Origin of the sequence: Spirulina major PCC 6313 (genome assembly GCF_001890765.1) — a bacterium.
Classification (GTDB): domain Bacteria; phylum Cyanobacteriota; class Cyanobacteriia; order Cyanobacteriales; family Spirulinaceae; genus Spirulina; species Spirulina major.
The window spans coordinates 3511193-3525761 of sequence record NZ_KV878783.1; the positions used below are offsets into that span (position 1 = coordinate 3511193).

The following is a 14569-nucleotide window of genomic DNA, read 5'->3' on the forward strand; positions in this document are numbered from 1 at the left end:
ATGACATTAAAATCGAAAAAAATGTTCTGATTGCAGTGATCAGGATTCAGGCGATAATCTGATGGCTAAAACCGTGATGTGTTGAAGGAGATCACGTTATGGTTGACTGAAAAATAGGGTGCTCAATGCTGTGTGAGAAAAGAGACATCCAAACGTTGTGATTCTCCAGACTCGTGAGCGTTAAGGTCTCATGAATCAGAATCGTAGACTTGAGATCTGGATCACTGAAATTTTGAATCACAGAAAATTTTGCATCCTAGGTAGACTACAGTCTTCATTTTCCGCATGAATGAATCCGGATTTGTTGAGCACGCTCTCCTTACAGGATTCAGCGTATGATGGGGAAACTGGCTCTACTTTCTCCTCATCCCATGGCGCTTTCTTCTGTTGTGCGGGCGATCGCTCGCTCCCCACTGACCCAGGATTTTGTACAAAAATTGCAAAATCAGCAGACCCCCTTGCATCTCAATGGAGCGTCTCGTTTACCGAAAGGGTTGGTCAGTAGTGCGATCGCGCAAACGACGCAACGTAACTTACTCATTGTCTGTCCCACCCTCGAAGAAGCCGGACGCTGGGCGGCACAGTTGGAGGTGATGGGGTGGAAAGCGATCCGGTTTTATCCCACCTCCGAAGCCTCGCCCTATGAGTCCCTTGATCCGGAGTCGGAGATGGTCTGGGGGCAGTTGGTGGTGCTCAGTGAGCAGGTGTATCCAGAGGATGCAGCGGAATCCTGGGTGATTGTGACCACAGAGCGGGCGTTACAGCCTCATCTTCCCCCGCCGGAGTTGTTAAAGTCCCATCTGTGTAATGTGCAGACGGGGATGACGATGACGGCGAAGGCGTTGGATCATCAGTTGACGCAATTGGGATATCAGCGGGTGGCGTTGGTGGAAAGTGAGGGGCAATGGAGTCGGCGCGGGGATTTGGTGGATGTGTTCCCGGTTTCGACGGAATTGCCGGTGCGCTTGGAATGGTACGGGGATGAGTTGGAGCGGATTCGGGAGTTTGACCCGGCGACGCAGCGATCGCTCGATAGCATCCCCCGCCTCACCCTCACGCCCACAAGTTTTACGCCCCTCCTGGCGGAAACCCTCCAGGATCATCCCGATCTGCCGGTGGAGGAGCAAGAGGCGATCGCAAATGGCGACTATCCCCTCGGTTTGCGCCGCTACCTCGGCCTCGCTTACCCAGAACCCGCCAATCTCCTCGACTATTTACCCCCGGAAACCTTGGTGGTGGTGGATGAACCCGATACCTGCGCGGCCCACTGTGCCCGCTGGGTGGAGTATGTGACGGTGCAATGGCACGCCCACCCGCCCCAAGTGCCGCCCCTCCATCGAGATTTCGCCACGATTAGCACGGCGCTCCACTCTCGATTTTCAGCGATCTATCTCTCCGAGTTAGTGGTTGATGGGGTAGGGGTGAATCTGGCCAGCCGTGCTTTACCCACGACACCGCACCAGTTCGGGAGCTTGGCGGAATTGCTCCGGGGTCAGCGGGATGCGCCTGGGGGATTAAGTCTGAAGCAATATAATCAATGGTTGGTGTCGGCTCAACCCTCGCGGGCGGTGTCCTTGCTGCAAGAGCATGATTGTGTGGCGCAGTTTATTCCTAATCCCCACGACTATCCAGCGATTGAGCGTTTGCAGACGCAACGGAGTGCGATCGCCCTCAAATATTCCGGCCTGGCGGAACTCGAAGGGTTCATTTTACCCACCTATCGCCTCGTGGTGGTCACCGACCGGGAATTCTTCGGCCAGCACAGCCTCACCAGTCCCACCTACATTCGCAAACGGCGGCGGGCGGTCTCGAAACAAGTAGACCTCAATAAGCTCTCGCCGGGGGATTATGTCGTTCACCGCAGCCACGGGATCGGCAAGTTTTTACAACTCGAAACCATCGAAGGGCGCGACTATTTAGCCCTCAAATATGACGATGGGACGTTGCGTGTTCCGGCGGATTCGGTGGATAGTTTGTCGCGGTTTCAGCATTCGGGGAAACGTCCCCCAGAACTGAACAAAATGGCCGGGAAAACCTGGGAACGCACTAAGGCCCGCGTCCGCAAGGCGATTAAAAAAGTGGCGGTAGATTTGCTCGAACTCTACGCCAAACGCGCCAAACAAACGGGGTTTGCTTATCCTCCCGATGAACCGTGGCAAGGGGAGCTTGAGGATTCGTTTCCCTACCAACCCACCCCGGATCAACTGAAGGCAACCCAGGATGTGAAGCGAGATTTGGAGAGCGATCGCCCCATGGATCGCCTCGTTTGTGGGGATGTGGGGTTTGGCAAAACTGAAGTAGCGGTGCGGGCGATTTTTAAAGCGATCGTCTCCGGTCATAAACAAGTCGCCTTTTTAGCCCCGACAACGATTCTCACTCAACAGCATTACCACACCCTCAAAGAACGTTTCGCCCCCTACCCGATCCAAATTGGCTTGTTAAATCGGTTCCGCACCGCTTCGGAAAAACGAGAACTGCTCCAGCGATTAAAAAGTGGTGAATTGGATGTGTTGATCGGGACGCAGCAAATTTTAGGATCAAGTGTGCAATTTCACGATCTCGGCCTGTTGGTCATTGACGAAGAACAGCGATTTGGGGTGAATCAAAAAGAAAAAATCAAAGCCTTAAAAACTCAGGTTGATGTGTTAACACTCACCGCAACACCGATTCCGCGCACCCTTTATATGTCTCTATCGGGAATTCGGGAAATGAGTTTGATCACTACGCCACCCCCGTCGCGCCGCCCGATTCAAACCCATCTTTCACCCTATAATCCCGACGTAGTGCGCACGGCGATCCGGAATGAATTGGATCGCGGCGGCCAGACCTTTTATGTGGTGCCGAGGGTGGAGGGAATTGAAAGCTTGGCGGCGCAGTTGGTGGAAATGTTGCCCAGTGCGCGAGTGGCGATCGCCCACGGTCAAATGAACGAAAGTGACCTCGAATCCACCATGCTCGCCTTTAACAATGGTGAAGCGGATATCCTCGTTTGCACCACGATTGTCGAATCGGGGCTTGATATTCCCCGCGTCAACACAATCATTATTGAAGATGCCCAACGCTTTGGCCTGTCGCAACTCTATCAATTGCGCGGTCGGGTGGGGCGATCGGGGATTCAAGCCCACGCCTGGCTCCTTTATTCCGCCAATCAAACCCTCTCCGACACCGCCCGCAAACGCTTACGCGCCATTCAAGAATTTACCCAACTCGGTTCTGGCTATCAACTCGCGACGCGGGATATGGAAATTCGCGGCGTGGGCAATATTTTAGGTGCGGAGCAGTCCGGGCAGATGGCCGCACTGGGGTTTGATCTCTATATGTCAATGCTGCAAGAAGCCTTACAAGAAATTCGCGGCCAAGAAATTCCCAAGGTGGAAGATACCCAAATTGACCTCAAACTCACCGCCTTTATTCCCGCCGACTACATTCCCGACCTTGAGCAAAAAATGGCGGCCTATCGGGCCGTTTCGTCGGCAAACTCGCAGCGGGAACTAGCCCAAATTGAAGAAGCCTGGTACGATCGCTACGGCCCCATCCCGAAACCCGCCCTCCAACTCATCCAAGTGGTACGCCTCAAACAAATCGCCAAATCCCTTGGGTTCTCCCGAATTAAGCCCGATGGCCCCCAACATATCGTCCTGGAAACCCCCATGGAAGAACCCGCCTGGCGTTTATTGGATGAACATTTACCGAAACACTTGCGATCGCGCTTCGTCTACAGCCCGAAAAAAGTCACCGTCCGCGGCCTAGGTGTCCTCAAACCCGATCAACAACTCAGCAACCTCATTGAATGGCTCAGTAAAATTCAAGGGGGATTACCCAGTCCCGACGCGATCGGGAGTAGTCGTTCCTGAATGGGGAAGTGCGATCGTTCATAACAGAATAAGTATCACCCAGCAAAAAAGGGAACTCTTCAAGAGTTCCCTTTCGCTTAGGCTTTGAATCATGAGAGAACTGATGCTAGTTCTCTCACTTAAAATCAGACCTTATTCGGCAACCGGAGCATCATCCACCAAGCTTGCCTCGGTATCATCAGCGGCAGGCTCTTCAGCAACCGGCTCTTCAGCAGCAGGTTCTTCAGCAGGAGTGCTGAGGGACTCGATTTCAGAGTTGATCGCATCAACTTCTTCATCAGAGAGGCTTTCTAAACCCGTGATAGCAGCAGGCAGTTCACCGTCTTCAGCATCAGCCGATTCATCATCAGACTCATCGTCATCAGAATCATCAGACTCATCGTCATCAGACTCATCGTCATCAGACTCATTGTCATCAGAATCATCATCATCAGCATCATCGACATCATCATCAGAATCAGCATCATCATCGACATCATCGGCATCACTGATTTCAAGCGTGTCGATCAACTCGTATACTGCTTCAGCATCTTCCTCCGACAATTGACGGGTTCCAAACAATCCGGGGAACATCCGGCTGCCGGGGCCCACTTGTTCAAACGCACCCACACCCACATCACCTCGCAGGGCAACAAAAATGCGACGACCACCACGCTGAACGAACTTCACTTTGACGCGGCCGCTACGGTTGGAGCGCACCTTCAGATTAAAACTCCGAGCCGCAACCAACTCAAAATTGCTTTCCGACGCACCGGAAAAGATACTGATGACATTGCTGCTAGAGTTCACAAATTGAACATCATTTAACAGCGCCGCAATCAAAGCTTGCACGGCACTAGCCGAGACAGAACTACTCGTTACAAAATTCTCGCTACCACTTTCATCTGCGAAACGCCCCGTTGTCAGGTTAAAGACAATATTGATATTGCCAAACTTGATTTTGTTGATGAATGCCGCTTCACTCACATTTTGAACAGCCGAGAATTCACTGCTGCTGGTCGCTGCACGGTAGGTATCAATTTGGTAATTGGTAAAGCCGGTGCTAATTGCCGTTCCATTACCCACACCCGAAGCAGCCGCTAAAAGTGTCACATTACCACCCCCAGCCGTGTTCGCTTTAAAGCCATTTTCACCTTGCTGGAATTCCATCGTGGTATTCCGGCCTGAACCTTGAGCCGCAATTTGACCCGGCGCGAAGAGAGCAAAGATACCTTCCGTTTGACCATTGATTTTGTAGGTCGTGGGGTCAGTATCGTTCAACGTCCCTGTGCCACTGGTGGAGTTAACCTGAACATTACCCAAGGTGATATCGAGGAAGCCTGAATCTGCTTTGAGTTTAAAGGAGGTGCTATTACCATCACCAAAGGTGGCAACTTCAAAAGCTTGGTTAGCTTGACCAATGAACTGAATTTCGTTATCCGTCGGGTCTAAATCCGAACCCGATTCCGGTGTAACATTGCTGCCTTCAAACTTGAACTTGAGGTTACGGGGCAAGCTGTAGGGCGTTTGAACGACCGGAGAGGAGGATGAACGGAATTGCACATCTGAAGGTAGATTAATCACACCCGCCGTGAGATTTGCATTCAAGGAACCGATGGACATCCCACGGCCACTGCTCACACCCGGTGTGATAGTAACTTCACTCGAAGATGAAGTAATCGTTTTAGCCGTAGGAATGAAAAGCTGCGGCAAGTTATTCGCAGAAATCAGAGATCCCACAATCGGGTTACCGATTTGAGTGAAGTTCCCCACGTTATACGCCAGGGCGGTGTCCACTTGGGAGAACGGGATTAAGGAGCCATTGGCACTAAAGGCAATCCCGGACAGTTTTCCGGTGATCAAACCTGTATCCCCAGCCGTTACCGAATTACTGGTGTCTGCGTCAACGAATCCCCCTGTAGCGGTGGGGATAAACAGCGGATTGGTCAGAACCCCGTTCGGGCTGACAATCTGCATGTTTTGAATTGCCAAGTCGAAGAGGCTGATGTTTCCTGAATCGGGGATGAAGAAGCCGGCTGCACCGGAGACATTACCACCCGTGACACGAACTTGAGCTTCTGCCGCAGGAGCGACAGCAACGGCAGCCAAGCCACCTAAAAGACCTAAAGAAAGAGCGGTTTTGCGGGCAAATTTAGACATCATAATGAAACAAACTCCACGAATGAGTGACGGAAAGAATAGCAAGGGCTTCAGAGAAATTTAGTGAAATTCAGTGAATGGCCTGAGCTTAAGAGAGAGTGCGTAATCTTACGGATAAGGGTGAAATGTCCAAGATGATAACGAAACGGTGTTATTCCAGAAGTACGCGGACATTTTTGCGTTGTTATGACCTCTGACCAGAAAGGGAACCCAAAGGTTCCCCTTGTCCAAAACTTTTTTTGAGATTTCCGGAAATACTAGAAGCTAAACGTTGTGCGGACTGCGCCGATCAAAATATCATCATTAGACCCGTTATGGAAAGGGCTAATGAGCCAGATTAAGCCCGGCGTAATGCTGATATTGTTGGTAAGTTGCCAACGATAAAAGGCTTCAAGATGGTAAGTGGCTCCTTGTTGCCCACCAGCTGGCCCGAGCAAATTCCCTTCGTTAATGAAACTGGGGACATTGCGTCCTGTTTCCAGGTTGCTGTAGGAGATGCGGGGGGGCTGTCCGAAGTAAAGACCGAGTAAGTTACCATCACCACCGAGATCAGGGAAGTTGAGGAAGGTCATCCAGTTAAAGGTTTCGATCGTCCCTTCGGCCGGCAGGTAGTCGGATACGGTGTAGCCTGTCCAGCCACCGAAGGTGATGCTATCGGATGCTCGCCATTCTAGGGTTAACCCGTAGGCATCGGTGCTGATCGGCGCACGTCCATTGTTAAAGTTGGGAATCACTAAGAGATCGTCTCCGATACCTGCGCCTAGACGACCAAAGGGGTTGTAGGAGTTAATGTATTGGAGCGATATGTCAATATCACGGGTTGGGGCAGCGACAACTTGCAAGCCGAAGGTTGTGATGTTGGTGTCACCGCCAAATAAGACGCTGTCGGTGAGGGGATCATTGGATGAATAGGTTCCTTGTAAACTGAAACTGGGGTTAATTTGCCAGTCAAGACCTGCACCTAAACCGCTGCCACCGGTGGCGATGATCGGGTTCCGTTGGGCAAAGCGGGAGAGGGAGCCGCTGCCTTCGTTTTCGATGCGGTTGGTGCCTCGGAAGACGTTGACGGGGCCGATGCCTTTGGGGCCGACCATGACCGCAAGGTTATTGGTGACTAGATGGCGATAGTTGAGGTCGGATACTTGAACTTGGTTATCGGTATCGCCTTCGTAGGCAAGGCCAACGTAGCTAGCCAAGCTGTCGGTGAAGCGATCGGTGGTGCGTCCGTTTCCGGCGTTGAGGGTGGTGAGGAGGAGGCTGCGGGGGCTGAATTGGGTGAAGAGACTCAGATAGGTGGTGTGGATAACGTTGATGTTGTTTTCGGTGTCTTCAAAGGTGTTTCCCCCTAGGTTGAAGCTGCCTCGGCTGCGGCCTTGGAGGCCGATGGTGGTTTGGCCGAAGAGTTTGGTGGTGGTGGAGAATTGGTTGTCTTCGAGGAATTGGACGCGCTCTTCGAGGTCGTCAACTTGGGTGCTGAGGGTGGCGAGTTCGGTTTCAAATTCTTGGGTGAGACGGCGGAGGGATTCGAGGTCTGCTTGGGTGGCGAAGCGATCGCCAATTTCTGCGAGGGTTTGTTCAATCACCTGCATACAGGCGTTGAGGGCGGCGGCGAACTCGTAGCGGGAGAGGGCGCGATCGCCTCGGAAAGTGCTGTCGGGATAACCCTTGATGCAGTCGTAGCGATTGACTAAGTCCCGCAAAGCGGCGTAGGCCCAATCATTGGGAGAAATGTCCCGCAGTTCAAAGACGTTATTGACCTGAGCCATGGGGTCAGTGTCCACGTCTGCGGCGATCAGGATGGGAGCGGTGGTTGCGGTCGTGGTGAGATCTTGGGGGCTGTGGTTGGAAGATGCGGTGAGTTGAGCGGAGCGAGCCAGGGTCAAAACGGATGGTGTGGAGAGATCTGCTGGTAAAACTCCGGGGCTTTGGGCATCGAAAGCTAAGGCATCCGCGTTGGACTTCTGAGCCGAGATGGCGGCGGTGAGTGCGTCAACTGCGGGCTGGGTGGTGAAGGTATCTGGTGTTAACTGGCTGGTGGGGGCTGATTCTTTGTGAGCAGATTTGACGGTTGATTCTGCCAAGGCCATGGGTGCGGCACCTGAGCTTAACACTGTCAGTAACAGCGTCAGCGAGACGGTTTGGTCTAATGATTGTTTGGGTTTCACAGATAAATAACTCCTCAAGACACCTTAGTTATTAGTTGATAGTAAACAGGTTGATCAATCTTTACGCAGTTTAACGACACACCAATGATGATCATGACAGACCGAGAGAGATAGTATTACCCTGTTCATCCATCTAACTCGCTAGTCTACTGTATTCAATAATGATCCGGATAGGGTGCAATTAATGGGGATACATTTCAGCCATTGTGCGGATTCCTTAATTAGAATGTTTAAGATGTTGCGGATCGATCGCCATATTTAATCAGTAGCGCGATCGCAACACTCACTGCAAAAATTAACACAACACTGAGGGCAGAACCAAATCCCCAATTACGTGCTGCACCGAGAAATTGGTTATAAATCAGCCGTGAAAGGGTCATGCTCGATGCACCGCCGAGGAGTTCGGGATCAACAAAATCGCCGAGGCCGGTGATGAAGACGAGGAGGGAACCGGCGGCAATGCCGGGGGCGGTTTGGGGGATGGTAACTTTCCAGAAGGTTTCGAGGGGGTTTGCACCCAGATCGGCGGCGGCTTCGAGAAGTTGACGATCAAGTTTTTCGAGGGAGGCGTAGAGGATGAGCACCATGTAGGGCAGGTAACTATAGGCCATGCCGACGAAAACGGCGGGGGTGCGGTTGAGAATCTCAAGGCCGGGCAAGCCGATCGTACCGAGTACCGTATTCATCACACCCGTGGGCCGGAGGATGGTAATCCAGGCGTAGGTTCGCAGCAGGGAGGAAGTCCACAGCGGGAGGATGAAGCCGAGGAGGAGAAGGTTACGCCATTTGGGGGGGGCGATTTGGGCCAGCCAGTAGGCGACGGGAAAGCCCATCAGGAGACAAAGGAGGGTGGTGCCGGTGGCGAAGAGGAGCGATCGCAATATCACTTGGAGATTCACACCATCGAAGACGCGCCCATAGTTGGCCAAACCGCTGGGATTGACCACGTCCCCCGGTCGAATTCCCGGCACGAGACTCAGTTCAAAAATTACCAGGGTGGGTAGGACGAGCAGAAGAACGAGCCAAAGTCCGGCGGGGCCAAGCAGGACGGAGAGACCCAGCCAAGGCGTGGGGGGGGGAATGGGGGGAGATGGGGGAGGAGATGATTCAGGCATGGATCTAGGCTGTCGAAAAACGGACAGGGTTCTGCTCTCAAACCATAGCGCACGGTTTGGGGCTTGGCGGGAGGCGGGCCACATTACCAAAGCCAAGGAGTGGAAATTTAGCCAAAAATTATCGGGGCGATCGCAATCTGGATGCTAGGATGGTAGCCCGTTCTAGTACAAGTGTTGCAGGGGGCTGGATGGCAATTATCGCGTTAAAGGCTTGGTATCTCGATGGGTACGAACCCATTTCGGAGATCGTCCAACGGCCCCATGATCTACGGTTGAGCCGGAATAGTTTGTTGAAGTCTGGGCTGCGGGCGGATTTTCTGGATGATATTGAACAGGTGCAGCAAGCGGACTGGTTTCAACGCTACCTCGAAGGGGCGGAGGTGGAATTTTATATTGAGGGCAGCGGTGGCTATGCGATCGCCAACATTGATCTGCTCTCCCAGGAAATTTACTTCACCAAGCAGGTGATTAATGCCGTCCTTGACCCCGTTATTTTGCTGATTCTCGATCCCGACCAAGACGGCTCCCATTGGTTAGACGATGCCGTGCAAGCCTATGTAGATCGCCACCAAGCACGGCTGCGCGTACCGCTGCGGGTCGAAGTGCTGCCCCGACCGCCCCATGGTCAACCCTTGACCCTCACCCCGGCCCACCTGCGCCAAATTCGCAACAGCCTCCTGTTGTTGGTGGACGTGACCCCCTTACCGGGTCAAGCCTTGAATGGGGCAGTGGCCTTGGAGTTGGGCTATGCGATCGCCACCAAACGCCCCAGCCAACTCCTCACCCTTCACCTTTCCCCCCAGAGCGCACAATTACCGTTTGAATTACCCAAGCCACAGCAAATGCAGATGCGCGATCGCGCCGAACTCGATCAAACCCTTCACCCCTGGCTCGATCAAAGCCTCCAGCGTCTCAACCTTTTCACCTAGACACAACGGGAGGGGAACTTTCCCCCTAAAATAGTTCCGAAACACCGATTGCAGGAAAGTTGAAGGATTATGCCTCGTACACCCGATGAGTTTGCCGTTCACATCATGCTCACGTCTGGACACCGCGAAGAAGTGCGCTTCGCCTCCATTCAAGATTTTCAAAAGTGGTACAGCACCGAACTCTTACCCAAAGCGAACGATACCGGGTTGATTAGCGTTCCGATTAAGAACTTGCAGGGCGAATACATGGTGTTGCGTCCTAGTTGTGTGGCGGCGATTCGTGTTGAGCCAGTCTTTGGTGGCAGCGTCGATCGCGACTTTTAAAACCGTGAGAGCCTCCTGCCTACCAAGTGGGAACAGTCACCGCTTCAATCGTTGGGGATTGATGGTGGTGATTTGTTTTTTGGCCGGGGGTAGGGTAACATTTTGTAAATTTTTGCCAACCGATCCGAGGTGATGACCACTGTGCGGTTGTCGGGCTGGCACATGATGGCGTGAACTCTGTCACGTCAGGCAGTCACAATCACTAACAATCTCCCGATAGCCCCGTTGCAAGCCAGAGTGATCTGGCGGTGTGGTGTGAGTTTCAGTATTGAACGGGGTCAAGACCGGCTGCGATCGCAGTTCTCAAAAAACACGATTGGTTTTCGACATCACTGTATTCAACTCCTCCAAAATTTGTATGAAAAAGTTAATTGCTGGGTTTGTCCTGGGTTTAAGCCTTGTTCTCCTCATTCCTCACCTTGCGGTACAAGCCCGTCAGTCTCCGCCCCTCGAATGGGTCAACCCCCATCGCCAAGTGTCCGATCTGGGGTTTGATGAACAACTCTGGCGCAGCTACTACGGTGCGGGGGATAAAAATGCGCTGATCGCGTCGATTAACCACAGCCTGCGCTATCTCGATACGCCTTCTGCGGTTGAAGATTATCGTAATTACCCAATTCGCTGGATTACTCGCGATCGCACCCGCCGCTCCCTCCTTCGCTTCCGTGAACTCCTGCAAACGGCCCAAAGCCCCGAAGCTCTGCAAGCCGCCGTCAAGCGCGAATTCACCTTTTACAAGTCCGTCGGTTTGGATAATGAAGGCACGGTCTACTTTACGGGCTATTATGAGCCGATCTATCAAGCTAGCCGCATTCGCACCGATGAATATCGCTATCCCCTCTACAGCCGCCCGGCTGATCTCGCATCCTGGACAATGCCCCATCCGCCGCGCCGTCAGATCGAAGGCGTTGATGGCTTAGGCACTGACGGCATTTTGCGGGGCAATGAATTGGTGTGGTTACGCGATCGCCTCGAAGCCTATCTCGTCCATGTCCAAGGCTCCGCCAAACTCAAATTTCCCGACGGCAGCACCATGAGCGTCGGTTACCACGGCAGCACGGATTATCCCTATGTGAGCATCGGCAAACTGATGATCGCCGATGGACTCCATCCCCGCGACGGGTTCACCCTGCCGAAAATGAAAGACATTTTCCAAGCTCAACCGGATTTACTCTCGCGCTATCTCCCGCAGAATGACCGGTTCATCTTTTTCCAAGATACCAACGGCTCCCCCGCCACCGGCAGCTTAGGCGTACCCGTGACCGCCGATCGCTCCATCGCCACGGATAAAACCCTGATGCCCCCCGGTGCATTGGCCTTAATCCGTACCCAAATTCCCTACCCCGACGGGCGCGGCGGCACTCAACCCCAGTTAGTCAATCGCTTTGTCCTTGACCAAGACAAGGGCAGCGCGATTTTAACCCCTGGGCGCGTTGATGTGTACATGGGTTCCGGTGATGTGGCGGGCCAACGCGCCGGAGTCATGGGCTACCGTGGCGCACTGTATTATCTGATGTTGAAGGGGGCATAAGTTTCATCCAACACTGAAGCCTAACCGCAAAAAAAGCGATCAATCGCCGCTCTTCTTGGTCGTGCCATTGATCGCTTTTCACGTTTTGCTCAATCTTGAATTAGTCTGAACTGCACTGTGGATCGGGTGCTCGTTTGCCGATTAAGGTTTGGATCTGAAAGGGTTGCTCGGCGTGATCCGGGCGCACAACAATTTCCGTCGCATCGGGGGGCGTTTGATAGTCTCCCCAGGCATTGAGTCGCCAGAGTTTAGGGGCGCGATCGCCGCCAAACTCTGCATCAAGACAATAGGGATTCGTATCACCATGGATCAGTAACATGGGTTGATCAAAGGTGGCGGCGGTGGTGGTGAGTTGTGCGCGAATCTCGGCATAGGCATCGCAGTCTTGGGTTAATGCTGCCGTGCAAGGAGTCGGCGTATCGGCATCGGTGATGTCGGCTTGGGTCACAACGACGATCGCATCTGTGGGCTGCTCGTCTGCTGCTGCCAGTGCGGCATCTAACCAAACCCGATTAGCGTGATCCCGTGCTTCAACGAGAGCGATCGCGGCCTCAGGATCATCGAGGAGAATATCCCGCCGACCGTTATTCGTACCCACAATGTGCAGCGTCACGAATAACACCGAGCCGACCCGCCAGCGCGTATTTTCAGGAAAAAGGGGTTGGGTTTGATAGTCCCACTCGGCCGGAATCGTTAACGGTTGCGGGAAAAAAAGCTGACGAATTTTTGCTAACCGTTCTAATTCTGGCAGAGGGTGGGTGAGGGAGGCGCGATCGCAATCCGTCCATTCATTATCCCCCGGCGTATAAAACACTCGTCCCGGCAGCAAACTCAAAATATCATTACGGCTCGTCGTCAGTAACGCATCCGTACAAGACTCCCCCCCACTTTTAAAATCGCCATAATGCACCACAAACGGCACATCCGCCGCCTGCACCGCTCGCCGTAATGACGTGGTCATCGCATCCTGTTCTGCATCGGAATAGGGCAAATCCCCAATCGCCAAAAACCGAATCTCTTCCGCTGCCAATGCGGCTGAGGCCGATCCTAAACCCAGCGACACCGCCAACAAAAGCACTCTAATTTTCATCCTGTACTCCTCTGCCCTCAATCAACATTGTTCTCAAAGACTCGACGTTTCACCATGAATCGAGTCCCTTAACCATAACCACGTTTCTATAATTCCTGTGGATGGCGCGGGGGCAAGACAGCGATCGACCAACAGCAAAGGCATCAGCAAAACCAAACAAGGCAACTTTAGCCCAACTCTGAGTTTCTTCACCCCATCAACCAAAAAGCCCCCTCACGGAATGTGAGGGGGCTTTCTGATTCAGTTATTCAACCTAGCTCAAGAGCGTGTCAATTAACCGTTAATCGCAGGAGCGGTCAAAGCCACAGGCGCAGACTCAGCAGAAGCCAAATCTAAGGGGAAGTTGTGGGCATTGCGCTCGTGCATCACTTCAAAACCGAGGTTAGCGCGGTTCAGGATGTCCGCCCAGGTATTGATGACGCGACCTTGGCTATCCAACACAGATTGGTTGAAGTTGAACCCGTTCAGGTTGAATGCCATCGTGGATACACCCAAGGCGGTGAACCAAATCCCAATCACGGGCCATGCACCTAAGAAGAAGTGCAGAGCGCGGGAGTTGTTGAAGGAAGCATATTGGAAGATGAGACGACCGAAGTAGCCGTGGGCTGCAACGATGTTGTAGGTTTCTTCTTCTTGTCCGAATTTGTAGCCGTAGTTTTGGCTTTCGATTTCGGTGGTTTCTCGCACCAAGGAAGAGGTGACAAGGGAACCGTGCATGGCGGAGAACAAAGCACCACCGAAGACACCAGCCACACCGAGCATGTGGAAGGGGTGCATCAGGATGTTGTGCTCGGCTTGGAACACCAACATGAAGTTAAAGGTTCCGGAGATACCCAAAGGCATACCGTCGGAGAAGGACCCTTGACCCATGGGGTAGATGAGGAAGACGGCGGAAGCGGCGGAAACGGGTGCAGAGTATGCAACACAAATCCAAGGACGCATCCCTAACCGGTAGCTCAATTCCCACTGACGACCCATGTAGCAGAAGATGCCGATCAGGAAGTGGAAAATCACCAGTTGGTAAGGACCACCGTTGTACAGCCACTCATCGAGGGAAGCGGCTTCCCAGATGGGGTAGAAGTGTAAGCCGATCGCATTTGAGGAAGGCACAACAGCACCGGAGATGATGTTGTTGCCGTAGAGCAAGGAACCGGCCACGGGTTCACGAATGCCGTCGATGTCCACGGGGGGAGCAGCGATGAAAGCGATGATGAAGCAGGTGGTGGCGGTCAAGAGGGTGGGGATCATCAAGACACCAAACCAGCCCACGTAGAGGCGGTTGTTGGTGCTGGTGACCCATTGGCAAAAGCGTTCCCAGATGGAGCCGCTTTGTTGTGCCTGAATGGTTGTGGTCATGGTTAGATAATTGCGGTATGTGATAAATGTTGCGGGCTAACGGATGATAATTTGCTAAGCCGCTGA

General features: G+C 53.0%; 9 protein-coding genes. 4 read left to right on the forward strand and 5 right to left on the reverse strand.

Annotated elements, in window-relative coordinates; genetic code table 11:
- Positions 1 to 371: 371 nt before the first annotated feature.
- A complete protein-coding gene (gene mfd / locus SPI6313_RS15475; RefSeq protein ID WP_072621813.1) occupies positions 372 to 3854 on the forward strand; it encodes a transcription-repair coupling factor in 3483 nt (1160 codons plus the stop codon).
- 132 nt (positions 3855 to 3986) lie between these two features.
- Here the strand turns inward: mfd and SPI6313_RS15480 are convergent, their stop codons facing one another.
- The 3 genes from SPI6313_RS15480 to SPI6313_RS15490 form a co-directional block, all read right to left on the reverse strand.
- A complete protein-coding gene (locus SPI6313_RS15480) occupies positions 3987 to 5996 on the reverse strand; it encodes a hypothetical protein (protein WP_139276665.1) in 2010 nt (669 codons plus the stop codon).
- Positions 5997 to 6250: 254 nt separating this feature from the next.
- Positions 6251 to 8158, reverse strand: coding sequence for an iron uptake porin (locus tag SPI6313_RS15485; RefSeq protein WP_072621815.1), 1908 nt, complete (start codon positions 8156 to 8158; stop codon positions 6251 to 6253).
- Positions 8159 to 8388: 230 nt separating this feature from the next.
- Positions 8389 to 9273, reverse strand: a complete 885-nt coding sequence (locus SPI6313_RS15490) for an ABC transporter permease (protein WP_072621816.1) — start codon at positions 9271 to 9273, stop codon at positions 8389 to 8391.
- A gap of 188 nt (positions 9274 to 9461) precedes the next feature.
- Here SPI6313_RS15490 and SPI6313_RS15495 point away from each other — a divergent pair, with 188 nt between their 5' ends.
- The 3 genes from SPI6313_RS15495 to mltA all read left to right on the forward strand — a co-directional run bounded on the left by SPI6313_RS15495 (position 9462) and on the right by mltA (position 12057).
- Positions 9462 to 10202 carry a hypothetical protein gene (locus SPI6313_RS15495; RefSeq protein WP_072621817.1) on the forward strand — a complete coding sequence of 247 codons (741 nt, stop codon included), beginning with the start codon at positions 9462 to 9464 and terminating at the stop codon, positions 10200 to 10202.
- A gap of 69 nt (positions 10203 to 10271) precedes the next feature.
- The gene (locus SPI6313_RS15500; protein ID WP_072621818.1) at positions 10272 to 10526 is read left to right on the forward strand and encodes a hypothetical protein; all 255 of its coding nucleotides are present in this window, start codon (positions 10272 to 10274) and stop codon (positions 10524 to 10526) included.
- Between the two features lie 358 nt (positions 10527 to 10884).
- Entirely contained in the window at positions 10885 to 12057 is a 1173-nt protein-coding gene (gene mltA, locus SPI6313_RS15505) for a murein transglycosylase A (protein ID WP_072621819.1), read from the forward strand.
- A 100-nt stretch (positions 12058 to 12157) separates the two neighbouring features.
- On the opposite strand, the gene SPI6313_RS15510 is transcribed toward mltA, so the two are convergent.
- Both SPI6313_RS15510 and psbA read right to left on the reverse strand, forming a co-directional pair.
- The gene (locus SPI6313_RS15510) at positions 12158 to 13147 is read right to left on the reverse strand and encodes a hypothetical protein (RefSeq protein ID WP_139276666.1); all 990 of its coding nucleotides are present in this window, start codon (positions 13145 to 13147) and stop codon (positions 12158 to 12160) included.
- Positions 13148 to 13420: 273 nt separating this feature from the next.
- Positions 13421 to 14503, reverse strand: coding sequence for a photosystem II q(b) protein (gene psbA, locus SPI6313_RS15515; protein ID WP_072620625.1), 1083 nt, complete (start codon positions 14501 to 14503; stop codon positions 13421 to 13423).
- Positions 14504 to 14569: the final 66 nt, after the last annotated feature.

Excerpts from the sequence above, each read along its gene's own strand:
- mltA (WP_072621819.1), top strand. The coding sequence starts at position 10,885 with ATGAAAAAGTTAATTGCTGGGTTTGTCCTGGGTTTAAGCCTTGTTCTC.
- mfd (WP_072621813.1), top strand. The coding sequence starts at position 372 with ATGGCGCTTTCTTCTGTTGTGCGGGCGATCGCTCGCTCCCCACTGACC.
- SPI6313_RS15480 (WP_139276665.1), bottom strand. The coding sequence starts at position 5,996 with ATGATGTCTAAATTTGCCCGCAAAACCGCTCTTTCTTTAGGTCTTTTA.
- SPI6313_RS15490 (WP_072621816.1), bottom strand. The coding sequence starts at position 9,273 with ATGCCTGAATCATCTCCTCCCCCATCTCCCCCCATTCCCCCCCCCACG.
- SPI6313_RS15495 (WP_072621817.1), top strand. The coding sequence starts at position 9,462 with ATGGCAATTATCGCGTTAAAGGCTTGGTATCTCGATGGGTACGAACCC.
- SPI6313_RS15510 (WP_139276666.1), bottom strand. The coding sequence starts at position 13,147 with ATGAAAATTAGAGTGCTTTTGTTGGCGGTGTCGCTGGGTTTAGGATCG.
- psbA (WP_072620625.1), bottom strand. The coding sequence starts at position 14,503 with ATGACCACAACCATTCAGGCACAACAAAGCGGCTCCATCTGGGAACGC.
- SPI6313_RS15500 (WP_072621818.1), top strand. The coding sequence starts at position 10,272 with ATGCCTCGTACACCCGATGAGTTTGCCGTTCACATCATGCTCACGTCT.